The sequence below is a fragment of the Sphingorhabdus sp. Alg239-R122 genome, assembly GCF_900537065.1.
In the GTDB taxonomy this organism is placed as follows: domain Bacteria; phylum Pseudomonadota; class Alphaproteobacteria; order Sphingomonadales; family Sphingomonadaceae; genus Alg239-R122.
Genome location: NZ_UNRC01000003.1, coordinates 119,647 through 145,362, shown reverse-complemented (window position 1 = coordinate 145,362; position 25,716 = coordinate 119,647). Strand labels below are relative to the sequence as shown.

Sequence of the window (25,716 nt, the reverse complement as noted above, 5' to 3'; positions counted from 1 at the left end):
GAAGGCAGATATTATCATGAACATAGCCGGACCTCTCATCATCGCCGCATCAGGCCCGAAACTATTGGGTGTTGACGTATTGTGGGTTGCCACATTGCTATCTGCAGTTGCCATGTTTGCAGTTCTGATTGCAGTCTATGCTGCAACAACTGTCAAAGACCCGATGGCCAAACGCGTCAAGGCGCTCAACGAACGGCGTGAGCAGTTGAAGGCGGGTATTACCGCCTCCACAACCAAAAAGCGCGCTAGCCTGATCCAGAAGAACGAAACCACTGACAGAATGCGTACGTTCCTCTCATCAATGAGCGTATTGCAGGATGAGCAGCTCAAAATGGCGCAGCAGCGTCTCGCACAGGCGGGTATCCGTTCAAAAGAACTTGCCGTTGCCGTCATTTTCGGCCGCCTGGTATTGCCCATTGTTTTCGGTGGTCTGGCTGCACTGTATATCTATGCCTTTGATATGCTGCCCGATTGGTCACCGTTCAAGAAATTCGGTGCTTTCGCGCTTGTCGTTGGGCTCGGTTACAAATTTCCCGATCTTTATGTGACGAACAAGGTTACCAAACGTACCGATGCCATCCGTAAAGGCCTGCCTGACGCGCTCGACCTGCTTGTCATCTGCGCAGAGGCTGGTCTGACTGTAGATGCGGCATTCAACCGCGTAGCCAAGGAGCTGGGCCGCGCCTATCCTGAACTGGGTGATGAATTTGCGCTAACCGCAATCGAACTCAGTTTTTTGACCGAACGCCGGCAGGCTTTTGAAAACCTGGCATACCGTGTCGACCTGGATGCCGTCAAAGGTGTGGTGACAACCATGATCCAGACCGAAAAATACGGTACGCCACTGGCGTCCGCACTACGCGTACTTTCGGCGGAATTCCGTAATGACCGGATGATGCGCGCCGAAGAAAAAGCGGCGCGCCTGCCCGCAATCATGAGTGTTCCGCTTATTCTGTTCATTCTGCCAGTGCTGTTTATCGTGATCCTTGGCCCTGCGGCCTGCTCGATCAACGACGCCCTGATGAAATAGGACGTATAAGCATTACCGGAACAAAAAATGGCGGGGAATGGCCATGGCCTTCCCCGCCTCTCCTAAACTTTGAGTTTTCGGGCCGGGCTATCAGGCCTGTTCGACAGTCTGTTTGATAATGCCGAAAATGCTGTGACCATCATCATCCTTGACTTCAATACGTACCGTATCCCCATAGCTGAGGAACGACGTTTTCATTTCACCTTCCAGGATTTTTTCCACCATCCGCACTTCGGCCAGGCAGCTATAACCCAGGCCGCCATCTTTTACCGGTTTGCCCGGGCCGCCATCGCTATCACGGTTCGATACAGTGCCAGAACCAATGATCGAACCCGCCCCAATATTGCGCGTCTTCGCCAGATGCGCAATCAACACACCAAAATCAAACGTGCAGTCATCAGATGCAACTGCGCGTCCAAATGGCTCGCCATTCAGATCGACATGTAGCACACGGTGTAATTTGCCATCCTGCCACAGATCACCCAAAGCATCAGGCGTCACGAATACAGGCGAAAATGCGCTAGCCGGTTTTGATTGTACAAAACCGAAGCCTTTGGCGAGCTCGCCGGGGATCAGGTTGCGTAAGGATACATCATTGACCAGACCAACAAGCCGAACATGTTTCAGCGCTTCTTCGCGCGTTACACCTTGCGGGACATCACCGGTGACAACAACGATTTCCGCCTCAAGGTCACAGCCCCATGCTTCGTCAGCGAGTTTGATGGTATCACGCGCACCGATCATATCGTCGCTGCCGCCCTGATACATTAGCGGGTCTTCCCAGAAGCTGGCGGGAATTTCCGCGCCGCGTGCTTTGCGGACCAGCTCCACATGGTTCACATAGGCGCTGCCGTCCGCCCATTGATAGGCGCGCGGCAACGGCGCAGCGGCTTCGCGTTCGTGAAACCGTTCTTTGGGAATCGCATCATGTTCGAGGTCGCGTGCCAGCACTTCAAGCTGCGGCGCAATCGTGTCCCAGTCATCCAGCGCCGACTGCATCGTGGGCGCGATATGACTGGCATCTGCGTAAAAGGCGAGGTCATTTGATACGACTACAAGCTTGCCATCACGGCCATGTTTTAACGATGCAAGTTTCATATATTCCCTTACTTTAATTTCCCGCTTCGGGGTCATTGTGCAGCCAGTCGGCGTGCCGCGGCGCTTTTTTCGTCTTGCTCCATTCGTCCAGCATCAATGGTGCTACGCGGCGCAGCTCTTCATGCTGCGCGTCGGTACCAATGTTGCAGGCGAGTTCGAGCCTGTGGCCATTCGGATCAAAGAAATAGATCGAACGGAAAATACCGTGATAGGTCGGACCGACCACGTCAATCCCTTTCGCCTCAATATGTTCTTTTGCAGCCAGCAAGGCTTCCACGCTCGGCACTTCAAATGCGATATGCTGCACCCATTCTGGCGTATTCGTGTCGCGGCCCATTTCGGGCTGGTTCGGCAATTCGAAAAACGCAATCACATTACCGCCGCCGCAATCGAGAAAAATGTGCATATAGGGGTCATATTCCCCCGTTGACGGCACATGGTCCTCGGAAAACGCCGTGGTGAATTCCATGCCGAGAAGATCGCGGTAAAACTCCGCCGTTTCCTTGGCATCACGGCATCGATAGGCGACATGGTGAATGCGCGAGAGGGAAAATGGCAATGTCATTCCGCGGGTTCCTTTTCATCCACATTCAGCACCCCGCGACTGACCTGATCCCGCTCAATCGATTCAAACAGCGCCTTGAAATTACCTTCGCCAAAGCCGTCATCACCCTTGCGCTGGATAAATTCAAAGAAGACAGGACCAACCTGTGCTTCCGCAAATATCTGCAACAGCAGACGCGGCTGACCACCTTCGGTTGTACCATCCAGCAGGATACCGCGCATCTTGAGTGCTTCGGCATCCTCACCATGGCCCGGGAGGCGTTCGTCCAGCATGTCATAATAGGTCGCCGGCGGCGCAGTCATGAACGGGACGCCAAATTCTTTCAGCCGGTCCCAGCATTCGACAAGGTTTTCACAAATCAGCGCGATATGCTGAATGCCTTCGCCGTTAAACTCGCGCAGGAACTCTTCGATCTGGCCCTTGCCGCCTTCACCCTCTTCATTGAGCGGGATACGGATCTTGCCATCCGGTGCGGTGAGCGCTTTCGATGTCAGGCCGGTATATTCGCCCTTAATATCGAAGAAACGGATTTCACGGAAATTGAACAGTGTCTCATAATAGTCCGCCCAATATTTCATGCGTCCGGTGTATACATTGTGTGTCAGATGATCGATGGTATGGAAACCTGCGCCTTCCGGCTCTTTTTCGACGCCAGGCAGATATTCAAAATCAATGTCATAAATGCTCAGGTCATCGCCATAACGGTCGACCAGATAAACGATCGCCCCGCCAATGCCGCGAATGGCGGGAATATGCAGTTCCATCGGGCCGGTTTCAACCTGCACAGGCTCTGCGCCTTTTTCAATAAGCAGGTCATAAGCCTTGCTGGCATCCTTGACGCGAAATGCCATGCCGCAGGCAGAGGGACCATGTTCGCGCGCAAAATACCAAGCCGCGCTGCGCGGTTCATAATTGGCAATCAGGTTGATACCGCCCTGCCGCCACAGATCTACGTCCTTGTTACGGTGCTTCGCCACCAGTGAAAAGCCCATGGCTTCAAACACAGGCTCAAGCTGGCCCTTTTCAGGCGCACAAAATTCGACAAATTCAAAGCCGTCAAGGCCAACGGGATTTTCAAAAAGATCGGCCATGGAATATTTCCTTCTAAAAAGCTGAAGCGCGGAGAATCGCGCTATCTGAATGATAAAATATAGTAACAATTGAAACTAGTTTGCGCAAGGACCGATTTTACAAACCCCGCTAAGGCTCTGCAATTTCATCTGCCTGAACCATAAGCCGGTCAAGCAGGTCGGCCAGGGCCCGTTGCTCGCCATTGGTCAGGGCCGATAAAAGCCGTTTTTCCATATCCACCGCATGCGGCATGATCTCGTCATATAGTTCATGGCCCGTTTTGCTAAGCTGCAGATATTGTGAGCGCCCATCAGCGGCATTGGGGTTACGCTTGATAAGCGCACGTGCCGCCAATGCCTTGACTGACCGGCTCACCGCAACCTTGTCCATGCGGGTAGCGGTGACGAGCTCGCGCTGCGTTGCGCTGCCCACATCGCCCAGTATCGCCATAACACGCCATTCCGCGATTTTCAGGCCAAAACGGTTTTGGTACTCGCGCGCAATCAGGTCGCTGACCGCATTGGATGCGATTGACAGGCGATACGGCATGAATTCGGCAAGGCGGGGCGATTTGTCAGCCATCACCGCGCAGGTTAATCGAGTTTCACCCTGACGCCAAGCCAGAATGTCTGCGGCTGTGCACGTTCAATAATCCCGCTACTGCTGATCGCGGTCTCTACCCGCGCATCAAGCATGTTTTCCCCGCGCAGTTCCAGAGCCAGATTATCGGTCAGGTCATAGGCCGCGAACGCATCCACGGTAAACGCATCGTCCAGCAACCGGCTACTTCCGTCGTCGTCGAACTGGCTGCCTGTATAGCGTCCGGTGAACGAAAAGGTGGCGCCCATATCACTGTCCCAGCGGAAAGACCCGCTGGCATTGTGCCGCGGCACCTGTGCCGGGCGCAGGCCAGTCAGGAAAGCGGAATCACCAACCCCGCGCACTTCCGCATCGATATAGGCATAACCAAGTGTAATATCCGCATCCTCAAGGCCGACCATATCTTCAAGGTAGAATGTGGCATCAAGCTCAAGGCCTCTGGATGTGATATCGTTCAGGTTCTGCCGTTGGCGATACACACCTGCGCCTGACACAAAACCGACACCGGGAAAAAGGCCAGGGCCGCTATCCAACGTGACATTGGCAATCGCATTGTCGAGACGGTTGTGGAACAGCGTCATGCCAAGATCGACACTGCCCAAGTCGAAATCAGCACCGATTTCCGCTCCGCGCAACCTTTCAGGGGTGAGGTTCTCGTTCGCCGCCGTGGCATCCGGCCCGACACGGAATGGGCGAAACAGCTCATTTAACGTCGGCAGGCGCCAGCCCATATATGCCGCACCGCGCAGGGAAATAGCATTGCTCGCTTCATAAGTGAAACCTGTTCGTCCGGTCGCTTCCCAGTCACTGCGGCCTGTAAACTGCGCATCAGAGCGCACGCTGCCACCAATATTCACTTCGCGGCGGAAACCACCCGATACCCACCAGCGATCAAGCCGGCCGCTACCAGTCAATATCAGCCTGTCAGTTGCCTGCCAGCTTGCCTCAACATAACCGCCCAGCGTATCGGTCCGTCCACCCGCAAAACGGTTGCGCAGTGGCTGCCCGTTCTGGAAAAAGAAATTTTCTTTCGTCTCGCCACTCGTGCGCCGCCAGTCGCCGCCAATGCGCAGTTCCAGATCATCACCAACTGCCGGGCGCAGTTCAAAACGCGCGCCAATACCGGTGGAAGGCACATTGAACTGCTCAAACACACGGCGGACAGAATTCCGGCCTGCCGCAACCCCGCCAAAACTTGTCTGCAGCGAACGTATCTGCACATATCCCAGTGCCGACCATTGCCAGCCATCACTACTGCGGTTCACCAGCCTGATACTGGCATCGGCGCCATCATTGCTGTTTTCGCTGAACGCAAAACCGCGTTCCCGTGCGTCGGTGAAAGCGCGGACACTGGTTTGCAATTCAGTGTCGTTGGAAAGCGGCACAACAAATCGTGCAGCCAGTCCGGCATGCTCGTAGGCTGCGGGCCGGTCAACGCTACCTCGCTGACTCGCGATAACCGGAACAAACCCATTCCCACTCTGATAACTTGCCCCGATGGAAAGATGCCCTGCGCCCAGTTTCCACCCTATGGCAATATCCGCATCAATACTGTCACGGCTGCCATAAGCCAGTGCGGCAGATACGGCCTCGCTATTCCCATCGTTCAGCAATTCCACTGTTCCAGCAATTGCACCGGAACCTTCCGCTCCGCTGCCGCCGCCGCGCCTTACGCGCACAGATGACAGTGTCAGTGCATCATATCCCGGCCAGCTTACATAACCGCCAAAAGGATCGGATTGCGGCACACCATCCAGCATTACCAGCGCCCGCGATGACGCATTGCCGCCCAAGCCGCGCAATGTGATACCCTGGCTGGTGGGGTTGGCCGAACGCGCATCGCTGCGCCTGAACTGCTGCAGGCCGGGAACATCACGTAGCGCATTTTCCAAACGGAAACCGGGTACCTGCGCTACATCCGCATAGCTGGTGGAAAAGGCACGCTCGCTGACCGGGCGCGCCAAAGGTTCACCCAAAATAACGATATCCTCACACAAATGGGTAAGGCCATCTCCTTCGAACATATCCTGTCCGTAGCAGACCGTAACGGGCCGGATCGCTTCAACCGGAAGACGGCGTGATACACCCGAATAATTGCATCCTTCCACATAGAGGGTACATTCTTCAAAGTCAGGATCATCCTGTGCCGGGGGCGGCGCAGAATCCGTTTCCTGTCCCCAGACAGGCGCAGCCATTGCCAGCAGTGGTAAAGCAGTCCATGCCCATTTTCGCATCCTGTCTATCGCATCCATTTCTGATGCACGGGCATGTCATCGGGCAACCGGTGAAATGACTGCGCATCGCTCGCGAAATTGGCGCTGTCCGCCTTGCCGAACATCGACGGATCATCCAGTGTGCCAACTTTCAGGATAACGCCCTGCGGAAAGCGCGGCGTTGTCGTCATCAAATGCGTACCGCAATTGTCGCAAAAATGACGTGTAACAGGGTCATCGATATCGCCGCGCGCAAAACCTTTGGGCGCGCCCTTGGTGATTTCAAAATTATCGCCAGGCATTGCCATCGCGAGCAAGTTCGCACCACCCGTAATATACTGACATTCGCGGCAATAACATTCCGCTTTGAAAATTGGTTCACCCTCTGCCTTGTACCGGATTTCACCGCAATAGCAGCCGCCTTCTACTTTCATCACCCGTTCTCCATATTATCGGGGTGCGATGCCTTAAATGCATCCAGTTCACCCAATTCTTGATGTATCCGCGCCAGTTTCGGGAATTTATCCATCGGCAGCTTAAACCGCTCCGCATTATACATCTGTCCAGTCAGGCAGATATCGACCAGGTCAGGCGCATCACCGCCAAAAAAACCTCTCTCAGGCGCGGCCTGTTCCAGCGCACTATAGCCGGTATGCATCCAGTGGTGCATCCATTGCACCACATCACCTTGATCATGACCGAACGGGTCTTTCAGATATTGCCAGACGCGCAAATTGTTGATTGGATGCACATCGGCGATAATCACCATCGCATAGGACAGGGTCTTTGCCCGCTCGGCAGGGTCGGCAGGCAACAGCCGCGGTTCTGGAAAACGTGTGTCGAGATAATCGACAATCGCCAGTGACTGAGTCAGGTCATGACCGTCAATCGAAAGCATCGGCACCAGACCCTGCGGATTGCGCCCTGTATAAGCGTCACCTTTCTGCTCGCCGTGCAACAAATTGACGCTTTCGCTGCGGTAATCGATACCCTTCAGATTAAGTGCCAATCTGACACGATAAGCCGCAGTTGAACGGATATAATCATAAAGAATAATATCGGACATTGGGGAGCTCCGTTTGTTGTCGCTGCACCATGATTTGGGCGGCTCACAAAAGCAACCCTTGTTTCCGCACATGCAACAGGTAATGCTGTTGCAGCATGTCAAACGCCACACTTATCCTTTTTGCCAAATATCCTGTGCCAGGCCGCGCCAAGACACGGCTTATTCCAGCCCTGAGCGCGGATGGAGCAGCTGCACTGCACCGCAGGCTGGCAAAGCGCACATTCAATACAATGCTTGCCAGCGGCCACAGGGTTGAAGTGCAATATGACCTTGCCAGCGAGGCGGAATTTCGTGACTGGCTGGGCAATGATGCAGATTATATACAACAGCCAGAAGGTGATCTAACAGACCGCCTGCTTGCCGCGACCCGCGATACACCACATGTGTTTTTTGGTGCAGATACGCCCGACCTAACTGTGGAGGTTGTCCAAAGTTCAATCGATCTGCTGATCCATTCGCATGACGTGGTGATCGGCCCGGCGGAAGATGGCGGCTATTACCTGATTGGCATGAAATATCCGCTGCCTCAGCTGCTGACAGATATGCCATGGAGCACCGATAAGGTGCTGCCCACCACATTGAAGCGGTTGCAGGAGCTTGATATCGAGCCGTTCATGCTGCCCATGCTGGCCGATTGCGACAGACCGGAAGACCTGAAACGCTGGCCTGACCTCGTGGTGGGGTTATGAGCAAGCGCAAAGTTACCATATTGATCCCGGCATGGAACGAAGAAAGCGCCCTCCCCGCCACACTCGCCAATATTGCTGCCATGGAGCCTGCGCCCGACGAAGTCCTGCTGGTCGATGGCGGCAGTGATGATGATACAGTGGCCATTGCCACGGCAGCGAATGCACGCGTGGTGCAAGCGCCCAAGAAGGGCCGCGGGCCACAAATTAACTGTGGCGTGCAGCAGGCAAAAGGTGAACTGGTGTGCGTGCTCCATGCCGACAGCCTGCTACCCATTGATGCGGTTGCGCATATCCGCGCGACTATGGTTGACGAAAAAATTGCTCTCGCCAGCTTTACCCCGCGTATCATGGGTCCGGGGCGCAACGGCAAACCGCGCACGCGTTGGGGCACGACATTGCACAACTGGATCAAGACCTGGTATGCGCCTGCGCTCACAAGGCCGCATCTATTCGCGCGCGGCGTGCGCTTGCTATTTGGCGATCATGCCATGTTTTTCCGCCGCGCCGACTATTTGAAAGTCGGCGGTATCCCGGATAGCGCCACGATTATGGAGGAAGCCGATCTATGTATCGGTCTTACCCGGCTTGGCAAAGTGAAGATGACCCCGCGCTGGGTGATTACCTCGGACCGGCGTATTACCGAATGGGGCGCGCTCAAGGCCAATTATATCTACCTGAAAGTCGGGATTATGTGGTGTTTCGGCGCACGAAACCGACTCGGCGATATTTACCCCGACGTGCGCTAGGTTTCACCAATCCAAAAACCCGGTTGCAACACAGTAATCAATCATCCGCCGTAGTGCCGCGCTATCAACAGGAGGGCACTTTATGCCAGATTTTTGCTCAAGAATATCCGTCTCAAACTGCGGCGTACGCTGGAAATATTCAAAATAGAGCGGTCCGATGCGCCTGTGCATCCGCTGTTGTGACGTGGTGAGCCCCGAGGAATCAAACTCACTTTTTACGGCGAGCCTCACCGGATCGGCGTTCGCATAGCCGGCAATCGCATCTATCAAAACAGATGCCACGACAGGTTTCGGCGCGGCAAGATGCACCGCTTCACCCGCAAAACCCGATATATCGCCCGCCATCGCCGCAAGCCCCGCCACTACATGGTCAATAGGCACAAAATTAAACGCCGCATCGCCGCGGGCAGGTATTGTGCCCAGCTTGTCACTGCCCATCAGGCGAAACAGCTGGTAGAAATTATCCATCTGCGAAATTTTGCCATCGCTATGCCGCCCGACAATGATGCTGGGCCGGGCAATGGCGGCCACCAACCCCTGACCGGCAGCCGCCATAACAATTCGTTCGGCAGCCGCTTTGGACGCTTCATATCCATTGGTGAAATCATTCTGATCGCCCAGCGGCGCTTCTGCAACCACGCCATCCTGCCGTCCGCAGACATAGGCAGTGCTGACATGCAGCAACGGACAGCCCCACGCTCTTGCCAGATCAATGGCATGCACGGTCCCGGCAATATTTATCGCATCATAATCCGCCTGATGTGCGGCAAAATCGGTAAGTGCGGCACAGTGGACGAGCAAATCAATTTTGTCCGGCACGGTTTCCATACCAAAGTCCGGCAATGTGATATCACCGTTTACCCGGCTGACCTCATCACTGCGGTCGCGGCCATCCATATCCGTCACGCTGCCCTGACCGCGCATAAGCAAGCAGAGGTCGCACCCGGCGTCTAGCAGTGACCCCACCAGCGCGCCGCCGAGCAGCCCCGTACCTCCTGTCAGAAATATCCGCATGAAACCCGGTCGCCCGTCAGCAGCAAAACGCCGCTTCAAGCTCACTGCCTTTGCCTTCAACGTCATAAGGCATACCGCCACCGCAGCCTGCGAACACACCGTAATGCACCGCAAAATCGCCAACAAATTCAAAATATTCGGCAAAACGCGTATCGGCGAGCATTTTCCAGCTATTGCCGCAGATCGGGAACACGCGGCCTTTTTCGATCATATGCCCCTTATCGAGTTCGAAAACACGTTCCTGCCCCTCGATACCGCCTTTATAGATGACCGCCTGCCCGTAATCCTCACACTCCGTTTCCAATTCGTCCAGTTTGAACAGGCGATATGTCGCAGAGAAGAAATTGATGCCGTCCAGCATTTCCTGAATCCGTGTATCGCCAATCCCCATGGGGCGGTCTTTAACGACCCGCGGATCGGCAAAACCCGCCTCTTTGGCAAGCCGGTCGAAATCGCCCCAATATAGCGCACCCGACAGGCATTCTCCATGCAGCACGGGGTCATTCAGCAGATGTGCCGGCACGCGGCGGTCGCAATAGACATCGGAAAAATACATTTCCCCCCCTTGCCCCAGCAATCTGTGCGCATCACGGAACACCTTGCCCTTGTCCGCAACCAGATTGATGACGCAATTGGACACGATAATATCGAAACTCCCGGGCTCCAGACCCAGTTCATCCAGTTTTTCGATATCACCTTCTACAAAGCTCACATTGGATTTTGCGTAACCGAACGTTTCACGATGCCATTCCAGATGGCGGTCCGCGACTTCGAGCTGCTCGGGCGTAGTGTCAACGCCAACAACACTGCCTTTCTCACCCACCAGCTGCGCCAGAATATAAGCGTCCTGTCCGCTACCTGAGCCCAGATCGAGCACCCGCGCACCTTCGATAGCCTGCGGCGCGATCAGTCCACATCCATAATAACGCGATTTCACTTCTTCATGCACATTTTTCAGCGCGTCACGCACAGCTTGCGGCGGCGCTTCGGTAGTTACACATGCATCCGTTTTCAGGTCATCTGATCCCTGCAGAACGGACCCATAATAATCACGGCTATTTTCAATGTTCATCAATACTTCCCAGGGTCAAAATGCTGTTATGCCTTGTCATTCGCGACCAAAACATGTTTGGTTACACACATTAAATGAGCGATTAAATGTAACCTTGTCGCAAATCCAGCGAATAATGTAACAGAATTAACGGCCCGGGGATAAAAATGAAATATACGCATGACGCACTTGTGATCGGCGCGGGATCGGCGGGGCTGGTTTCATCCGGCGGTCTTGCTATGCTGGGGCTAAACGTTGCGCTAATCGAACGCAGTGAAATGGGCGGAGATTGCCTGAACTATGGCTGTGTCCCCTCTAAAGCCATTATCAGCGCCGCACACCGCGCCGATGATATGCGCAAAGCCGTTAAATTCGGCATCAACGCCGCTGATCCCAAAGTCGATTTCCAGGCAGTACATGATCATATCCATGGCGCTATTACCACAATCGCCCCCGAAGACAGCCAGGAACGCTTTGAGGAAATGGGCGTCGATGTGATGCGCGGCGAAGCATCCTTCGTAAATGACCGGACATTAAGGGTTGCCCTAAACAGCGGAGACACAAAAGAAGTATCCGCTCCCCGTATCGTCATTGCCACCGGCAGCCGTGCCTTTGTCCCGCCGATGGAGGGCATAGAGGATGTGGATTACCTCACCAATGAGAACCTATGGGATCTAACCGAGCTGCCTGAACATCTGCTCGTCGTGGGCGGCGGGCCTATTGGCATGGAAATGGCCCATGCATTTCGTCTATTGGGCAGCAATGTGACTGTAGCAACTATTGGTCGCCCCTTTCCAAAGGATGATAATGAAGCGGCGGAAATTGTTATCGAGCGACTGAAAGCCGATGGTATCACCATCCATGAGGATGCACGCGGCAGCAAAGTGTCGCAGGCGGACGGAACCATCACACTGACACTGGAGGATGGCCGTGAACTGGCAGGCTCGCACCTGCTGATCGCCACAGGGCGCGAAGTCAATTTTGACGGTCTGGACCTGGAAAATGCCGGCGTCGATTATGACCGCAAAGGCATAAAGGTTGATGCGCGCCGCCGCACAAATAAAAAACACATATATGCCATTGGTGATTGCCGCCCGGGGCCGCGCTTTACCCACGCATCGGGCTATGAAGGGTCCAATATGGTATTGGAAATCGGCATGGGTCTGCCAAGCAAGGTTGATTATTCGGCGCTGCCATGGGTCACATATATTGACCCCGAACTGGCACATGTAGGCATGACCGAACAGGAAGCGCGCAAAGAGCATGGCGACAGAATCACGGTGTGGAAATCCGAATTTTCGCATAATGATCGCGCAATTACTGAACTCGAAACCGAAGGCTTTGTAAAAATCGTCAAGAAGGGCGGTAAAGTGCTGGGTGCGACGATTGTCGGCAAGCATGCGGGTGACCAATTGCTGCCATGGTCGATGGCGATCAAGGGTAAATCCTCCACATTCGGCATTGCCGCACTGATCCTGCCCTATCCCAACAGATCGGAACACAGCAAGGACGTCGCATTCAAATCGGATGAAGCCAAGGTGTTCAACAAATGGTCGCGCGGATGGGCCGGGTTCTTGGCCAAACTGCGGCGTTAAGCCCTGCACACACTTCGGAGATATAAAATCGCTACCGCCCTTCAAGAAAACAGCCCGTTCGAAATAAACGAGCGCACGCCGCTGGACCCTGCCAAGTTTCGCGACCCTGATATCACCGCCAAGGGCGAAAGACGGGCGTCCGTTGATCTGCATGCGCTGGAGACACTCTGGATCAACACTGGCACGCTCTGCAACCTTGCCTGTATATCCTGCTATATTGAGAGCAGCCCGCGCAATGATGCGTTGGTCTATATCAGTCACGCAGAAGTCGCGGAATATCTAGACGAGATTGCACGTGAAAACCTGCCCACACGTGAAATTGCATTTACCGGTGGCGAACCATTTATGAATCCCGATATGCTCGCCATACTCGAAACCTGCCTTGCCCGCGGTTTCAATGTACTCGTATTGTCTAACGCGATGCGGCCAATGCAGCGGCATAATGATGCGCTGCTGGCGCTGCGCAAAGTTTATGACGACAAACTTACCCTGCGCGTCAGCCTCGATTATTACACCCAGCAAATCCACGAACAGGAGCGCGGTCCCAATAGCTGGAACAGAGGTATTGCAGGCCTGAAATGGCTATCAAACAACGGGTTCAGCATCGCCGTGGCGGGTCGCCATCTGGGCAGCGAGAGCGATGCAGATGCGCGGCGCGGTTACGCTGAGCTATTCGCAGACGAAAACATCAAAATCGACACCGACGATATGGAGCGGCTGGTGCTATTCCCCGAAATGGACGCGAGCGCCGATATTGCCGAGATCACCACCGAATGCTGGGGCATATTGGATGTAAAACCCACGAGCATCATGTGCGCTTCCAGCCGCATGGTGGTAAAACATAAAGGTGCGGAAAAACCCACCGTGGCAGCGTGCACATTGCTGCCCTACGAGGCAGAATTTGATATGGGACAGGCACTGAAAGAAGCATCGCGCCCGGTCAAACTCAACCATCCGCATTGCGCACGGTTCTGCGTCCTGGGCGGAGCAAGCTGTTCGGCTTAGGCGTTATTTAATACCCGCCCTGCCACGGCATCTAGCTTTGCTAGCAATGCCGGGGCACGGGCATCAGGCGCAGTAATCATCGCAAAATCCAGGCAAGTATCAATCGGGCTCGCTTCGCGTTCTTCCGGCAGGATTTCGGACAGCTTTATCACTATCTGGCGCGCGCGGTCGCTATTGGCCTGCATCTGCGCAATTACCGCGTTCACTTCGACCGCATCCTCGCCTTCACGCCAGCAATCGTAATCGGTCACCATCCCGATCAAAGCATAGGGCAGCTCCGCCTCGCGTGCGAGCTTGACCTCGGGCATGGCGGTCATACCGATGACATCGCAGCCCCAGCTGCGATACATATGGCTTTCCGCGCGTGATGAAAATTGCGGGCCTTCCATCGCCAGATAGGTCCCTCCGCGATGCACATCTGCACCCGCCGCCTGTGCCGCCTGCTCTGCCAGGTCGGATATGCGCGAACATACAGGATCGGCCATCGATACATGCGCTACCATACCGCTGCCGAAAAAGCTTTTTTCCCGGTTCACGGTGCGGTCGATAAACTGGTCCACAACCACGAATTTGCCCGGTGCCAATTCCTCACGCAGCGAACCTATCGCAGATATCGCCAGCACGTCAGTGCAGCCCGCACGCTTGAGCACATCAATATTGGCGCGGGCATTCAGGTCTGTCGGTGATATCCGGTGGCCCTTGCCATGGCGCGGCAGGAACACGAATTTATGGCCGTTCAGCGTGCCGATGGTGAGCGCATCGGAAGCCTCGCCAAACGGACTGTCGACACGGATTTCCTGTACATTTTCAAGACCGTCAATCGCATAAAGGCCAGATCCACCGATCACCCCGATTGTCCATTCGCTCATTCAGTCATCGCTTTCTATATCTATGCTTCCATCCGCATTCATGACGGATATCCATTCACGGATCAGCGCAACACCTTCGTCATGTACAATCGAACGCCCGAGTTCAGGCATGGCAATGCCCGGGTCAGTGTTGTCCATGCGATAGGTGAAGATGGATGCATCAGCGTCACCCGGTACTATCGCGAATTCACGCCCTCCGCTACCGCGTCCGGCCGCGACCGGGCGTTTTCCGATACCGAGCGCTGTACTATCGGTTTCTTCAAAGCCCAAAAACAATCCCGAATTGCTCGCGGGACCGTCACGGTTATGACAATGGGCGCAGTTAATATCCAGATAGGCACGTGCGCGGTCATTCAATGAAAATTTCTTGTCTGAAAAGTCCGGCATCATCGCGAATACCGCCATACCCTTGTCCAGCCAGCCGCGGTCCTGCCATACGCCAATCTGCACACCATCATCCATATTGCGCAGTTTGGGACCAATGGGCACAAGTTTACCGCCCAGTTCGTGACAGCCCTTGCACTGGTTCTTGTTGGGTACAGCGTAACTGATATCCCGTTTTGCGCCGGAAGGATCGGTAAAGCGCACTGGCATGCGCCGGCCCGCAACCTTGAGCGTCGCGTCCTTGCCGTCGGCATCCCAAACATAAGGCAGGGCAACCCAGCCATCAGCGCGATGCAACAAGACCCGGGTCTCCAGTAGCCTGACATCATCGCCACCGGGATCATCATAACCGAAACTCTTGATAAGCGCACTGCCCACCGGAAACAGCAGGCGGCCATTATCGCCTGCTTCCACGCGCCCGCCCGCCGGGACATAGGCATAACGAAACTTGCGTGCATAGTCGGTGAAAAGCGGGGCATTCAGTTCATAGGGCTGCACCATGGCAACCGGTTGTTTCGCAGCGCTATCGGCGAAAAAGCCAAAATCCGACAGCTTGCGCGGCAGCTTATCGCCAGTAATAAGCGCATCGTTCACTTTGGGAACCGGCTGCGCCGTCAACGCCGCGCTCACCAACGCTACACAGGCAGCCAAAAAGACAAGAAACCGTATCACCTGATCACTGCCTCCATTGCTTCAGGCATGGTGATAGCGGGCAATGCACGCGCAGTGTTGCCTTCAAGCTCCACCACATCGGGTTTTGCCTGCTCCAATGGCGTGTCAGGTGCGGCCAGGCCCAGCGTCAGCACCTGCACTGCGTCATCGCTCGCAATCTTGCTGCCCGACCCATCCCAAAGGATTGGCGGAATAGTACCGCCCATCGCCTTTGCAGCCTGATCCAGTCCGCGATATCCGGGTTGGTAACCTGCCTTGCCATGCTGGTTCATACTGATCCGCACATTGGCCGGCACAGGCTGGTAGTTTTCATCATCAAATTCAAAACGGTAACCGGTGATAATGATATTGGATGTTGCATTGCCACCCAGAACGTTGCCGAAAATCTCGACATTATTGTTCGCCATGACCATCACGCCCGTTCCCATTGGTACACCCGCGACAATATTGCCTGCAGGTGCAAAATTTGGTGTATCATTTTTGGTCGCACGGTTAGAAAAAACCCGCACATTGCGCCCGCCCTGCTGCGGCAGATTTGGCAGGTCAAACACCAGAATGCCGCCGGTATTATGCATCGCGATATTTGAAAAGACATCGGCGTCGTAACTGTTTTCAATTTCTATGCCCGCTACATTGAACAGCGCCTTGCTGTTCCGCACGATGATATTCCGCGACTGACCTACATAGATACCCGCATCGGACGCGCCGATCGCAACCGCTTTGTCAATTAGCACATTTTCCGATTCCACCGGGTAAATGCCATAGGCGCCATTGGTTTCTTTCGGCCCACCCGTCCATTCAACGCGCACATTGTAATAGACAATATTATCCGCGCCTTTGGATTTAATGCCATCACCGCGCGTATCCTCTACCGCAAAATCGCGTAGTACCACATTATCCGATGTTACAAGCAGGCCTTCGCCCGCGCCCTGTTGATTTTTAAAGCTCAGCACTGATTTACCGGGACCGCTTCCGCGTACCGTGACATTGTCTATATCCAGCGACAGGCCGTCGGTCAGGTCAAACCGGCCCTCGCCTATCACAACAACATCTCCAGGCTGCGCCAGTATCAATGCTTCCTGCAAGCGCTCCTGCGCATTTTCGCCAGCCTCCACCATTATGTCTTTTGCACAGGCGGGCTGCGCCATAGCCATGGCGGCCCCGGCCATAATGGCGCCTTTCCAAACAATCTGCATTGAGCCACTCCTTGATTATTTTTCGCACGCGCGTAACCATAGGTTCAGCAGCGCCGTATTATCACTGCAAGCTATACCGTAATACCGACAAGGACAATGCCCGTATGCTGAAACACCTGCTTCCCGCCAGCTTTGCCGTTGCTGCGGTCATGGCCATATCAACACCCGCAGCAGCCAAGGCGCCAATTGAAGGCCGCTGGGTGACTGAGGACAAGGACGCAATTATCGAGATCAAGCCGTGCGGCAGCACCATCTGCGGACGGATTATCCGTTTCCTGGTCGCGCCACCAACGCCAAATCCGAAAGATACCGAGAACCCCAACCCTAAACTGCGCAAGCGCCCTATCATGGGCCTAGCGGTACTATCCGGATTCAAGGCCGAAAAAGCCGGTAAGTATCGCGGCAAAATTTATGATCCCAAAGTAGGCAAAACTTACAAATCGTTCCTGTCAGTACGCAAGAATGGAACGCTAAAAGTACAGGGATGTATAGGCCCGTTTTGCCAGTCACAGACATGGCGGCGTGCGCGCTAGGTTTTTGGAAACTTGACTACTTTCTTGCGTTGAAGCGCACGGCACCGTGCCCACGCTCCCGCAGGCTTTTCGTGAAACGAAAAATAGCCACGAAGGATAGAAAACACCAGTGCCGTGCACTTCAACGCAAGAACGCCGTTAGGCCAATATCCCCGCCATGATGATATCAATGGTATGCTGGCGATAGGCATCACGCATCGCCTCTGTCACACCTTCCTGATCATAGCAGTGCCTGAGCACCAGGCGCGCGGAAAAGAAACGGTCGGCCGCACCTGTTACGGTGAAATTGAACAGTTGCGGATCAATATCGCGAAACACACCAGTTTTCACACCTTCACTGATAAGCGTGCCATAAATCTCCGAAATGGGGCGTAGATATTTGCTGGCAATTTCCTTCGCCTCTTTGGGTGCCGCATCGCGCACCATCCGCATCAACAGGCGGTTGAGATAAGGATAATTATAATAGGTGTCGATTACCGCACCGATATGCAGGCGGATCTTGTCCTCTGGCGGCATGTCTTTTGCTACCAACGCATCAAGCCCTGTGATGATATTATGCATATCCCGGTCAAGCAGCGCCAGCATAAGCCCCTGCTTGTTACCAAAATAATATTTGACCAATGCACTATTCAAACCGGCACGCAGTGACAGTTCACTCAGCGAAATATCCACCGTGTCGCCGTCGCGCATAATCATGCTCGCGGCTTCCAGCAACTGTTCGCGCGCGCCTTCCTGCGCCGCATCTTTTTTCCTGCTATTTTCCGTTACGGCCAACTGCCACTCCCCTCATATTGATGCGCATAGTGGCGGCTAATTGGTGGCTAGTCAATGCATGTTAAACGCTCGGTTAAATCAGTTCGTAACGGTCCATGGTGCCACCGATATGTTTTACCGCGGTGCCATACGGATGCCGCCGTCAAGCCGCACATCTTCGCCATTAAAATAACCGGTTTCAATCATGCACAGCGCCAGCTTTGCATATTCAGGCGGCTGACCGAGCCGTGCAGGGTGCGGCACCATCGCGCCCAGCGCATCACGCACATGATCCGGCGCACCCGCGAGCAATGGCGTGTCGAAAATACCCGGCAATATGGTGTTCACGCGAATGCCCTCGCGCGACAGGTCACGGGCGATGGGAAGCGTCATGCCAACCACGCCGCCCTTGGACGCGCTATAGGCCGCCTGCCCGATCTGACCATCTTCCGCCGCCACCGATGCCGTGTTCACCATCGCGCCACGATCACCGCATTCCAACGGGTCGAGCGTCAGCATGCCTGCTGCTGATTTAGCGATGCAGCGGAATGTACCGACCAGGTTGACCTGTATGACCGTGTTGAATGCATCGAGTGGATAATGCTTGATCGACCCGTCTTCTTTCGACCGGCTCGCGGTTTTCATCGCCCCACCAATGCCTGCGCAATTGACCAATATGCGTTCCTGCCCGTGCGCTTCACGTGCCTTGGCAAAACCGGCATCAACGCTGTCATCATCGGTCACATTCACTTCACAAAAAACACCGCCCAGCTCAGTAGCAAGCGCTTCGCCTTTTTCTGCATTCAGATCGAACAATGCGACTTTTACGCCTTTTTCGGCCAATGCCGCCACGGTTGCAGCGCCCAGTCCAGATGCACCGCCCGTAACCACTGCCGATATTGATGAGTCCAGTTTCATAATTATTTCCTATCCCAAACGTTCGATAATAGTGACATTGGCTTGCCCGCCACCTTCACACATGGTTTGCAAGCCGTACCTGCCGCCTCGTGTTTCCAGCGCATTGACGAGCGTCGCCATCAATTTTGTGCCCGAAGCGCCCAGTGGATGGCCAAGTGCGATGGCACCGCCATGCACATTGAGCTTTGCATGGTCACCGCCTGTATGTTGCATCCACGCCAATGGCACGGGCGCGAAGGCTTCGTTGACTTCATAGAGATCAATATCACCGATCTTCATGCCCGCGCGCTCCAATGCGCGATCGGTTGCAAACAGCGGTTCTTCCAGCATAATGACCGGATCGCCTGCTGTTACCGTAAGATTATGGATGCGTGCTCGCGGCGTGAGGCCATGGTCTTTCAATGCCTGCTCGCTCACCACTAATACAGCAGAGGAACCATCACAAATCTGGCTGGCATTGGCCGCCGTGATAGAACCGCCTTCCTGCAACAATTTGACACTACCGATGCTTTCCATGCTGGCGTCAAAGCGGATGCCCTCATCGACTATATGTATTTCACGACCTTCAGGAATGTCGATCTCAACGGGTACGATTTCATTTTCAAAATACTCTGTTTCAGTCGCGGCAATGGCACGTTTATGGCTTTCCAGCGCATAGGCGTCTAAATCATCACGCGACAGTCCATATTTTTTTGCTATCATTTCGGCGCCCATAAACTGGCTGAAATGGATGCCGGGATAGGCCTGTTCCAGACGCGGACTTTTATTGGTGCCCATATCAGCTTTTTTGAACAGGATTGCCGTCGATCCCATCGGCACGCGCGTCATACTTTCAATGCCATGCGCAAGGACAATATCCTGCGTTCCGCTCATCACTGCCTGCGCCGCAAACTGGATTGATTGCTGCGAAGAACCGCACTGTCGGTCAATGGAAACCGAAGGAATGCTATCGGGTAGTTTCGATGCCAACACTGCATTACGGCCAACATCACCCGACTGTTCGCCGCCCTGCATCACACAGCCGGTAATCACATCCTCAATAGCTGCCGGGTCGAAATCATTGCGATCTGCAATCGCGTCCAGTGTTGCCGCACCTAGGTCCACTGGATGCACGCCGGCAAGGCGGCCACCCCGCCGGCCCCCTGCTGTCCGCACCGCATCAACAATATAGGCTACACCCATGACTCGTTCTCCATTATTATTTAATCAAACGATTAAATTATGGCGAAGTGCGGGTCAAATAAAAAGGGCAGCACTCACATACTTGAGAGCCGCCCATTCATGGTTTCTGCTGCCAAGATTAGGCGGGCACATTGTCTCTTTTCACCGTAATCACCTGCGGATAGGTGAACTCGGTTAAACCTTCCTTGCCATATTCAGCGCCAAAGCCCGATTGTTTATGGCCCCCAAAGGGCGCGAAAGGTGACAGGTGGAGATATTCATTCACCCACACCGTTCCGGTTTCAAGCTGCTCGGCCACTTCCACGCCCTTGTCTGGATCAGCTGTCCAGACCGCGCCCGCAAGGCCATATTCACTGGCATTGGCACGTGCGATAGCTTCTTCAGTGGTTGAAAATTTCATGAGCGGCATAACAGGGCCGAACTGTTCTTCGGCCACGATCCGCGCATCTTCGGGCGGGTTGTCCAAAATGGTGACCGGTACGTAATAGCCGGGAATATCATCCTGCGCGCCTTCACCGCCGACCAGGAATTTATAGCCATTGTCTTTTGCATCCTGGATCAGTTCCAGCACGCGCTCATATTGCTTTTCATTCTGAATCGGCCCGACAGCAGTGCCTTGCTGTGACCCATCGCCAACTTTCACGGTTTTCGCATATTCAGCAATCGCGGCGGACAGCTCATCATAAATATCCTCATGGATATAGACGCGCTTGGCCGCGATGCAGACCTGCCCTGCATTCATAAAACTGGACCAGAACAGTTGCTCGGCCACTTTTTCGACATTGGCATCAGGCAACACGATCGAAGCATCATTGCCGCCCAGTTCGAGCGTGATGCGTTTCAGGTCTTTTGCCGCACCCTCCATGATATGCTTGCCAGTAGCGGTCGAGCCTGTGAAGGTGATCTTGTCGATATCCGGATGCGCGGTAATCATCGGCCCCAGGTCATCCTCACCAGTGATGATATTCACCACGCCTGCCGGTACGATATCTGCAATCAGTTCGGCCACACGCAAAGTCGCAAGCGGCGTGAATGGCGAAGGTTTGAGCACAATGGTGCAGCCCGACAGCATAGCGGGCACGATTTTCTGTACCGCCATAGATACCGGGAAGTTCCACGGCACGATACCGCCCACCACACCGACCGGCACACGGCGGGTGCGGCTCAGGCGTTTTTCGCTGTCTTCGGTGATTTCGTCTTCCAGTGTCAGTGTCGACTGCGCTGCAGCCATGCCCGCAGCACCGTAAATCTCGCCCTTGGCTTGCGCATGCGGCTTACCCTGTTCACTAGTCAGCAAGCGATACAGTTCGTCGGCATTTTCCTTGATCGCGGCAGATATGGCCATGACAGCGGCCTGGCGTTCTTCCACTGGCGTTTTCGACCATGTCCTGAATGCAGCACGGGCAGCAGAAACAGCGGTATCAAGTTCATCCTGTCCGCAAGCAGGTACCTGTCCGATGACCTCTTCATTGGCCGGATTGACGACATTGAGCCATTCGCCGGTATCAACCATCTCACCGTTAATCAGGTTATTATACTGCGTCACCATAATCTGCTTCCTTTTCTATCTCATGTATCAAATGGCCTTTATGCGCGGCAAATCAAGCGTCTGGCAGGTTATCAAACGATGCTACTGTCCGCTTTGCCCCAATATTCGTCGCGCAATAGGCGTTTATAAAGCTTGCCCGTGGCATGACGCGGCAATTCATCACGAAAGTCTATCTGTTTGGGCAGCTTCACGCCCGAGAGTGTTTCGCGCATAAATGCGTCCAGTTCGCCGCGCAACTCTTCACCCACAGTCTCAGGGTCAAGCGGCTGAATCACTGCCACGACTTTCTCGCCCAGATCCGCATCCGGCGCACCTATTACCGCAGCGTCAGCCACCTTGGGATGCGTCACCAGCAGGTTTTCTATCTCCTGCGGATAGATGTTCACCCCGCCCGAAATAATCATGAATGACTTGCGATCGGTCAGGTAGAGAAAAGCTTCCGCATCCTGCCATCCGACATCACCCAGGCTGGTCCAACCGTGTTTGTTGGCCGCCTTTGCGGTTTTTTCCGGGTCGTTGTGATAGGTAAATTGCGGACCACCCTCAAAATAGACCGCCCCTTCAGTGCGCGGCGGCACTTCATCGCCATTATCATCGCAAATGCGGATTGTGCCAAGCAAGGCGCGGCCTACAGAGCCCTTATGTTCAAGCCAATCCGGGCTGGAGATAAAGGTAAAGCCATTACCCTCTGTCCCGGCATAATATTCCATCAGCACGGGACCCCACCAGTCGATCATCGCTTCCTTTACAGGAACGGGACAAGGCGCGGCTGCATGCACGGCAGATTTAAGCGAAGACACATCATATTTGACCCGCGTCTCTTCAGGTAATTTCAACATGCGCACGAAATGCGTCGGCACCCACTGACTGGTATTGACCTGATATTTCTCAATCAGTTGCAGCGCGCGTTCGGGATCAAATTTATCCATGATGATCACGGTCCCGCCCAGCTTATGCACAGCCATGCACCAGCGTAGCGGCGCGGCGTGATAGAGCGGCGCGGGTGAAAGATAGATGCTGTCTGCGTTAAAACCAAACACTCCCTGTGCCAGCATGATCAACGCATTGGTCGCAGCGATGTCACCATTTTCTGGTAGTGGCAGACGAACACCCTTTGGCCGCCCGGTCGTACCTGAGGAATAGAGCATATCCGTTCCCGCGCGTTCATCTGCGATCGGACCGTCAGGCATGGCGGCCAGTACCTGCTCTGCACCGCCGGGATTCTCACCACCATAAACAAGCTGGCTGATACCCGGCGCGATACGCTCCAGTTCAGCCAGTTGTGACGCCATGACAGCGGAACTTACCAGAAGCTGCGCACCGCTATCTTTCAGGATATAAGCAATTTCAGGAGCAGTAAGCCGGTTCGATACAGCCACATAAACAAGCCCGCTGCGCTGTGCGCCCCAGACAATGTCAAAATAATGCGCATGATTTTCCATGCAGATGGCAATAGTGTCGCCCGTATTCAGCCCGATGGAACGGAAATATTGCGCGGCGCGGTTTGAACGGCGGTCCAGCTGGGCATAGCTGATATGCTCATCATTCGCGGCCATGATAACGGCTGGTTTGTCGCCTTGTGCTTCGGCATGCACCTTGGGATGCATAATCTTCTCCTGCTGAACTGACCTTTTGGGGTTCTATTCTTGATTCTTACAGAAGGGTATAGCTGATTTAACTGAACGATTAAACGAAATTGCGTGATATTTCCTGCGCAATAAAAAGGCCGCTCTGTGGCGGCCCTTTCAAAATCAATATACGGAGGAGTTATTCACCTGGACCGCCTTGTGCTTTTTCAAACGCGAGGCGCTGTTCCATATTGCTCACATATTCGGACGCGCGCATATATGGTAGCGGGTTGACCGCTTTTCCGCTGACACGAACTTCATAGTGCAGATGGCTTCCCGTGGAACGACCCGAAGAACCCATATATCCAATGACTTCACCTTTTCTTACGCGTTGGTTGGCGACGACATTGAGCCGTGACATATGACCATAGCGTGTCTGCATCGCGCCGCCATGTTCGATCTGGATGTACCGGCCATAACCACCAAACCACTGCGCCTTGGAAACTACGCCATCGGCAGTTGCATAAATTGGTGTGCCGATAGGACCAGCCAGATCAACGCCCTTATGGCCACGGCGTGTACCGCGAAAAGGGTCGGAACGCATGCCGAAGTTGCTGGAAGTGCGCACCCGCGATGCATCGACTGGCATGCGGGACGGAATGGAAACCGAACCGCGCTCTGATGTATCCAGTGAACGCCAATCGGCAAATAATGTGCGGAATTCGCCATTGGCTTCACCCAGCGCAGTCGCTTTGGACTTGCTGTCGGAAGAACCCCGCTCAACGGGAATATCCGCAGAACTGTTGGCTGTGGCAGGAGTGGCAGCCATGGCGATTGCAGCGCCAGCCACAATTGATAACCTGGCAATAGTCTTGGAGCGTGTAATCACAAAAATCCCTTCTTCCTTAAGTTCAGGTAACAACCCAGACTTAAAAAATGGTTTACTGCCATTTCATCCACCCCAGCGAAATGACGGTATGACCATGTTTAATTTCCCGGAAAAATCCGGTGCGACCTCGTATTTGTCATGTAAAATTATCTAAACTTGGTTGGCAAGCACCATATAGTAATCGCGCGTTAAACCGGCTGACTTGCGCGCCGAGTTGTTGAATGGGGGTTTAAGTGACCCTCTAAAATACCGATTTACGAGACTATGCCATGTTTTATGGCGATCCAGATTCACCTCTTGACAGCCAAATTCAAACCAGCGCGTTCCGAACCAAACATGCCTGATTTCATCATGATAGATGCGATTCAGAATCTTTGCAGAAGGCAAGTCACCCTGATTTTCGAATCGGGTGACAGTGGCAGGCGTTATATCCAGCCCGCGCGCCTCCAGCACCATCGGCACAATCGCCAGGCGGGCCAGAACATCATGCCGCGTATCGTGCGCAGCTTCCCAAAGCCCGGCATGTGCCGGAAGCGCACCGTAATAGCTGTCCATCTGTTTCAACCGCCGGTCAAGCAGTGCAAAATGCATCGCTTCATCGGCCCCGACACTGATCCAGTCATCGACAAATTCGCGTGGGAATTGCGCGCCGAACCGGCCAATCAGGTCAAACGCGAGGTCGATGGCAGAAAATTCGATGTGTGCAAGCGCATGCAGCAGTGCAATCCGGCCATGCAGTGAACCCTTGCCCCGCCGCGGCATCTTGTTGGGGGCGAGCAGTTCCGGCTGATCCGGACGCGCCGGTTCATCTGGTAGGTTCGTATCAAATTCATGCGCCAGATCGCCACACCGCCAACTCCGCGCCACCGCGCGTGCGGTTTTCATCTTGCTGCTAGTATCGCTGGCACTCAAAACTGCAAGCGCGCCCTGACCAATAGTGCTGATATTTTGCATGGCGGAGATGCTAGAGTGCCTTCGCTGCTTCCAGCACGGCCTCGGCATGCTCTTTAACCTTTACCTTGCGCCATACCCTGGCGATTTTACCGTCACCATCCACCAGATAGGTTGTGCGTTCCAGCCCCATATATTTGCGGCCATACATATTTTTTTCGACCCAAATACCCAGCGCCTCGGCCATTTCATTCTCGTCTGAGGCAAGGTCGATTTTCAGGCCATATTTGTCCGTAAATTTCACATGCTTGGCCGGCGGGTCCTTTGAGACACCAAGTATCGCTGCGCCCAGATTGTCAAACTCGCCGCGCAGTTCGGTAAATTGCAACGCTTCTTTGGTGCAGCCCGGTGTATCGCCTTTCGGATAGAAATAGAGCACCAATGGCTTGCCATGATAATGCTCCGGCTTCACCTGTGTGCCATCGGGCCGCATTATATCAATTTGCGGCAATGTGTCGCCTTCGCCAATACGTGTGTCTTCGCTCATTTCCAACCTTTCCAGAATCCAG

The 25,716-nt window shown here is 54.3% G+C and carries 27 protein-coding genes; 7 read left to right on the top strand and 20 right to left on the bottom strand.

The genetic code is table 11. The features are described from left to right. Nucleotides 1-16: 16 nt before the first annotated feature. Nucleotides 17-1,030 carry a type II secretion system F family protein gene (locus G6Q15_RS04585; protein WP_164116146.1) on the top strand — a complete coding sequence of 338 codons (1,014 nt, stop codon included), beginning with the start codon at nucleotides 17-19 and terminating at the stop codon, nucleotides 1,028-1,030. Nucleotides 1,031-1,120: 90 nt separating this feature from the next. On the opposite strand, the gene G6Q15_RS04580 is transcribed toward G6Q15_RS04585, so the two are convergent. The 7 genes from G6Q15_RS04580 to maiA all read right to left on the bottom strand — a co-directional run bounded on the left by G6Q15_RS04580 (nucleotide 1,121) and on the right by maiA (nucleotide 7,643). Next, nucleotides 1,121-2,128, bottom strand: a complete 1,008-nt coding sequence (locus tag G6Q15_RS04580) for a fumarylacetoacetate hydrolase family protein (protein WP_164116143.1) — start codon at nucleotides 2,126-2,128, stop codon at nucleotides 1,121-1,123. 13 nt (nucleotides 2,129-2,141) lie between these two features. Next, nucleotides 2,142-2,693 carry a VOC family protein gene (locus G6Q15_RS04575; protein WP_164116141.1) on the bottom strand — a complete coding sequence of 184 codons (552 nt, stop codon included), beginning with the start codon at nucleotides 2,691-2,693 and terminating at the stop codon, nucleotides 2,142-2,144. Then, on the bottom strand, nucleotides 2,690-3,784 hold the full coding sequence (gene hppD / locus G6Q15_RS04570; protein WP_164116139.1) for a 4-hydroxyphenylpyruvate dioxygenase: 1,095 nt from the start codon (nucleotides 3,782-3,784) through the stop codon (nucleotides 2,690-2,692). Before hppD ends, G6Q15_RS04575 begins: the two co-directional genes overlap by 4 nt. 109 nt (nucleotides 3,785-3,893) lie before the next feature. Next, complete coding sequence (locus tag G6Q15_RS04565) at nucleotides 3,894-4,346, bottom strand: MarR family winged helix-turn-helix transcriptional regulator (RefSeq protein ID WP_164116137.1); 453 nt, start codon at nucleotides 4,344-4,346, stop codon at nucleotides 3,894-3,896. A gap of 11 nt (nucleotides 4,347-4,357) precedes the next feature. Beyond that, nucleotides 4,358-6,598 carry a TonB-dependent receptor gene (locus tag G6Q15_RS04560; RefSeq protein ID WP_164116135.1) on the bottom strand — a complete coding sequence of 747 codons (2,241 nt, stop codon included), beginning with the start codon at nucleotides 6,596-6,598 and terminating at the stop codon, nucleotides 4,358-4,360. A 5-nt stretch (nucleotides 6,599-6,603) separates the two neighbouring features. After that, nucleotides 6,604-7,011, bottom strand: a complete 408-nt coding sequence (locus G6Q15_RS04555; RefSeq protein WP_164116133.1) for a GFA family protein — start codon at nucleotides 7,009-7,011, stop codon at nucleotides 6,604-6,606. Further along, entirely contained in the window at nucleotides 7,011-7,643 is a 633-nt protein-coding gene (gene maiA / locus G6Q15_RS04550; protein ID WP_164116131.1) for a maleylacetoacetate isomerase, read from the bottom strand. The genes G6Q15_RS04555 and maiA overlap by 1 nt, the downstream gene beginning before the upstream one ends. Before the next feature lie 95 nt (nucleotides 7,644-7,738). Between maiA and G6Q15_RS04545 the strand changes: the two genes are divergently transcribed. Beyond that, nucleotides 7,739-8,332 (top strand): TIGR04282 family arsenosugar biosynthesis glycosyltransferase, encoded by a 594-nt coding sequence (locus G6Q15_RS04545; RefSeq protein ID WP_164116129.1) that lies wholly within the window; start codon nucleotides 7,739-7,741, stop codon nucleotides 8,330-8,332. Then, nucleotides 8,329-9,078 (top strand): glycosyltransferase, encoded by a 750-nt coding sequence (locus tag G6Q15_RS04540; RefSeq protein WP_164116127.1) that lies wholly within the window; start codon nucleotides 8,329-8,331, stop codon nucleotides 9,076-9,078. Before G6Q15_RS04545 ends, G6Q15_RS04540 begins: the two co-directional genes overlap by 4 nt. Before the next feature lie 3 nt (nucleotides 9,079-9,081). Here G6Q15_RS04540 and G6Q15_RS04535 read toward each other — a convergent pair whose 3' ends face one another. Continuing rightward, a complete protein-coding gene (locus G6Q15_RS04535; protein ID WP_164116125.1) occupies nucleotides 9,082-10,131 on the bottom strand; it encodes an SDR family oxidoreductase in 1,050 nt (349 codons plus the stop codon). After that, on the bottom strand, nucleotides 10,109-11,164 hold the full coding sequence (locus G6Q15_RS04530; RefSeq protein WP_164116123.1) for a methyltransferase domain-containing protein: 1,056 nt from the start codon (nucleotides 11,162-11,164) through the stop codon (nucleotides 10,109-10,111). The genes G6Q15_RS04535 and G6Q15_RS04530 overlap by 23 nt, the downstream gene beginning before the upstream one ends. A gap of 146 nt (nucleotides 11,165-11,310) precedes the next feature. Here G6Q15_RS04530 and G6Q15_RS04525 point away from each other — a divergent pair, with 146 nt between their 5' ends. Next, nucleotides 11,311-12,738, top strand: a complete 1,428-nt coding sequence (locus G6Q15_RS04525) for an FAD-dependent oxidoreductase (protein WP_164116121.1) — start codon at nucleotides 11,311-11,313, stop codon at nucleotides 12,736-12,738. Between the two features lie 63 nt (nucleotides 12,739-12,801). Beyond that, complete coding sequence (locus G6Q15_RS04520) at nucleotides 12,802-13,743, top strand: radical SAM protein (RefSeq protein WP_164116511.1); 942 nt, start codon at nucleotides 12,802-12,804, stop codon at nucleotides 13,741-13,743. Here G6Q15_RS04520 and G6Q15_RS04515 read toward each other — a convergent pair. Genes G6Q15_RS04515 through G6Q15_RS04505 form a run of 3 tightly spaced genes read right to left on the bottom strand, consistent with a single transcriptional unit; the run spans nucleotide 13,740 to nucleotide 16,864 of the window. Next, on the bottom strand, nucleotides 13,740-14,612 hold the full coding sequence (locus G6Q15_RS04515; RefSeq protein ID WP_164116119.1) for an S-methyl-5'-thioadenosine phosphorylase: 873 nt from the start codon (nucleotides 14,610-14,612) through the stop codon (nucleotides 13,740-13,742). The genes G6Q15_RS04520 and G6Q15_RS04515 overlap by 4 nt on opposite strands. Next, on the bottom strand, nucleotides 14,613-15,668 hold the full coding sequence (locus G6Q15_RS04510) for an SO2930 family diheme c-type cytochrome (protein WP_164116116.1): 1,056 nt from the start codon (nucleotides 15,666-15,668) through the stop codon (nucleotides 14,613-14,615). It abuts the gene before it with no gap. Next, nucleotides 15,665-16,864, bottom strand: coding sequence for a parallel beta-helix domain-containing protein (locus G6Q15_RS04505; protein ID WP_240330750.1), 1,200 nt, complete (start codon nucleotides 16,862-16,864; stop codon nucleotides 15,665-15,667). Before G6Q15_RS04505 ends, G6Q15_RS04510 begins: the two co-directional genes overlap by 4 nt. 11 nt (nucleotides 16,865-16,875) lie before the next feature. On the opposite strand from G6Q15_RS04505, the gene G6Q15_RS04500 reads away from it, so the two are divergent. Further along, nucleotides 16,876-17,397: a DUF2147 domain-containing protein gene (locus G6Q15_RS04500; RefSeq protein WP_240330749.1), complete on the top strand. Its 522-nt coding sequence runs from the start codon at nucleotides 16,876-16,878 to the stop codon at nucleotides 17,395-17,397. A 138-nt stretch (nucleotides 17,398-17,535) separates the two neighbouring features. On the opposite strand, the gene G6Q15_RS04495 is transcribed toward G6Q15_RS04500, so the two are convergent. From G6Q15_RS04495 to G6Q15_RS04470, 6 genes are all read right to left on the bottom strand, one after another. Further along, on the bottom strand, nucleotides 17,536-18,171 hold the full coding sequence (locus tag G6Q15_RS04495) for a TetR family transcriptional regulator (protein ID WP_240330748.1): 636 nt from the start codon (nucleotides 18,169-18,171) through the stop codon (nucleotides 17,536-17,538). A gap of 114 nt (nucleotides 18,172-18,285) precedes the next feature. Continuing rightward, nucleotides 18,286-19,068 (bottom strand): SDR family NAD(P)-dependent oxidoreductase, encoded by a 783-nt coding sequence (locus G6Q15_RS04490; protein ID WP_164116114.1) that lies wholly within the window; start codon nucleotides 19,066-19,068, stop codon nucleotides 18,286-18,288. A 9-nt stretch (nucleotides 19,069-19,077) separates the two neighbouring features. Beyond that, a complete protein-coding gene (locus tag G6Q15_RS04485) occupies nucleotides 19,078-20,250 on the bottom strand; it encodes an acetyl-CoA C-acetyltransferase (RefSeq protein WP_164116112.1) in 1,173 nt (390 codons plus the stop codon). Between the two features lie 118 nt (nucleotides 20,251-20,368). Continuing rightward, nucleotides 20,369-21,799: an aldehyde dehydrogenase family protein gene (locus G6Q15_RS04480; RefSeq protein WP_164116110.1), complete on the bottom strand. Its 1,431-nt coding sequence runs from the start codon at nucleotides 21,797-21,799 to the stop codon at nucleotides 20,369-20,371. Between the two features lie 71 nt (nucleotides 21,800-21,870). After that, the gene (locus G6Q15_RS04475) at nucleotides 21,871-23,406 is read right to left on the bottom strand and encodes an acyl-CoA synthetase (protein WP_164116108.1); all 1,536 of its coding nucleotides are present in this window, start codon (nucleotides 23,404-23,406) and stop codon (nucleotides 21,871-21,873) included. A 160-nt stretch (nucleotides 23,407-23,566) separates the two neighbouring features. Beyond that, nucleotides 23,567-24,196: a M23 family metallopeptidase gene (locus G6Q15_RS04470; RefSeq protein ID WP_164116106.1), complete on the bottom strand. Its 630-nt coding sequence runs from the start codon at nucleotides 24,194-24,196 to the stop codon at nucleotides 23,567-23,569. On the opposite strand from G6Q15_RS04470, the gene G6Q15_RS04465 reads away from it, so the two are divergent. Continuing rightward, on the top strand, nucleotides 24,195-24,410 hold the full coding sequence (locus G6Q15_RS04465; protein WP_164116104.1) for a hypothetical protein: 216 nt from the start codon (nucleotides 24,195-24,197) through the stop codon (nucleotides 24,408-24,410). The two genes, G6Q15_RS04470 and G6Q15_RS04465, sit on opposite strands and share 2 nt — an antisense overlap. On the opposite strand, the gene G6Q15_RS04460 is transcribed toward G6Q15_RS04465, so the two are convergent. Next, nucleotides 24,407-25,210, bottom strand: a complete 804-nt coding sequence (locus G6Q15_RS04460; protein ID WP_164116102.1) for a ferritin-like domain-containing protein — start codon at nucleotides 25,208-25,210, stop codon at nucleotides 24,407-24,409. The two genes, G6Q15_RS04465 and G6Q15_RS04460, sit on opposite strands and share 4 nt — an antisense overlap. Nucleotides 25,211-25,220: 10 nt before the next feature. Then, nucleotides 25,221-25,694 (bottom strand): peroxiredoxin, encoded by a 474-nt coding sequence (locus G6Q15_RS04455; protein ID WP_164116100.1) that lies wholly within the window; start codon nucleotides 25,692-25,694, stop codon nucleotides 25,221-25,223. Between the last annotated feature and the right edge of the window lie 22 nt (nucleotides 25,695-25,716).

Coding starts and splice junctions, on each gene's coding strand:
- G6Q15_RS04585 (WP_164116146.1), top strand. CDS start 17: ATGAACATAGCCGGACCTCTCATCATCGCCGCATCAGGCCCGAAACTA.
- G6Q15_RS04580 (WP_164116143.1), bottom strand. CDS start 2,128: ATGAAACTTGCATCGTTAAAACATGGCCGTGATGGCAAGCTTGTAGTC.
- G6Q15_RS04575 (WP_164116141.1), bottom strand. CDS start 2,693: ATGACATTGCCATTTTCCCTCTCGCGCATTCACCATGTCGCCTATCGA.
- hppD (WP_164116139.1), bottom strand. CDS start 3,784: ATGGCCGATCTTTTTGAAAATCCCGTTGGCCTTGACGGCTTTGAATTT.
- G6Q15_RS04565 (WP_164116137.1), bottom strand. CDS start 4,346: ATGGCTGACAAATCGCCCCGCCTTGCCGAATTCATGCCGTATCGCCTG.
- G6Q15_RS04560 (WP_164116135.1), bottom strand. CDS start 6,598: ATGCGAAAATGGGCATGGACTGCTTTACCACTGCTGGCAATGGCTGCG.
- G6Q15_RS04555 (WP_164116133.1), bottom strand. CDS start 7,011: ATGAAAGTAGAAGGCGGCTGCTATTGCGGTGAAATCCGGTACAAGGCA.
- maiA (WP_164116131.1), bottom strand. CDS start 7,643: ATGTCCGATATTATTCTTTATGATTATATCCGTTCAACTGCGGCTTAT.
- G6Q15_RS04545 (WP_164116129.1), top strand. CDS start 7,739: ATGTCAAACGCCACACTTATCCTTTTTGCCAAATATCCTGTGCCAGGC.
- G6Q15_RS04540 (WP_164116127.1), top strand. CDS start 8,329: ATGAGCAAGCGCAAAGTTACCATATTGATCCCGGCATGGAACGAAGAA.
- G6Q15_RS04530 (WP_164116123.1), bottom strand. CDS start 11,164: ATGAACATTGAAAATAGCCGTGATTATTATGGGTCCGTTCTGCAGGGA.
- G6Q15_RS04525 (WP_164116121.1), top strand. CDS start 11,311: ATGAAATATACGCATGACGCACTTGTGATCGGCGCGGGATCGGCGGGG.
- G6Q15_RS04515 (WP_164116119.1), bottom strand. CDS start 14,612: ATGAGCGAATGGACAATCGGGGTGATCGGTGGATCTGGCCTTTATGCG.
- G6Q15_RS04505 (WP_240330750.1), bottom strand. CDS start 16,864: ATGCAGATTGTTTGGAAAGGCGCCATTATGGCCGGGGCCGCCATGGCT.
- G6Q15_RS04490 (WP_164116114.1), bottom strand. CDS start 19,068: ATGAAACTGGACTCATCAATATCGGCAGTGGTTACGGGCGGTGCATCT.
- G6Q15_RS04485 (WP_164116112.1), bottom strand. CDS start 20,250: ATGGGTGTAGCCTATATTGTTGATGCGGTGCGGACAGCAGGGGGCCGG.
- G6Q15_RS04480 (WP_164116110.1), bottom strand. CDS start 21,799: ATGGTGACGCAGTATAATAACCTGATTAACGGTGAGATGGTTGATACC.
- G6Q15_RS04475 (WP_164116108.1), bottom strand. CDS start 23,406: ATGCATCCCAAGGTGCATGCCGAAGCACAAGGCGACAAACCAGCCGTT.
- G6Q15_RS04465 (WP_164116104.1), top strand. CDS start 24,195: ATGGCGATTGCAGCGCCAGCCACAATTGATAACCTGGCAATAGTCTTG.
- G6Q15_RS04470 (WP_164116106.1), bottom strand. CDS start 24,196: ATGGCTGCCACTCCTGCCACAGCCAACAGTTCTGCGGATATTCCCGTT.
- G6Q15_RS04460 (WP_164116102.1), bottom strand. CDS start 25,210: ATGCAAAATATCAGCACTATTGGTCAGGGCGCGCTTGCAGTTTTGAGT.
- G6Q15_RS04455 (WP_164116100.1), bottom strand. CDS start 25,694: ATGAGCGAAGACACACGTATTGGCGAAGGCGACACATTGCCGCAAATT.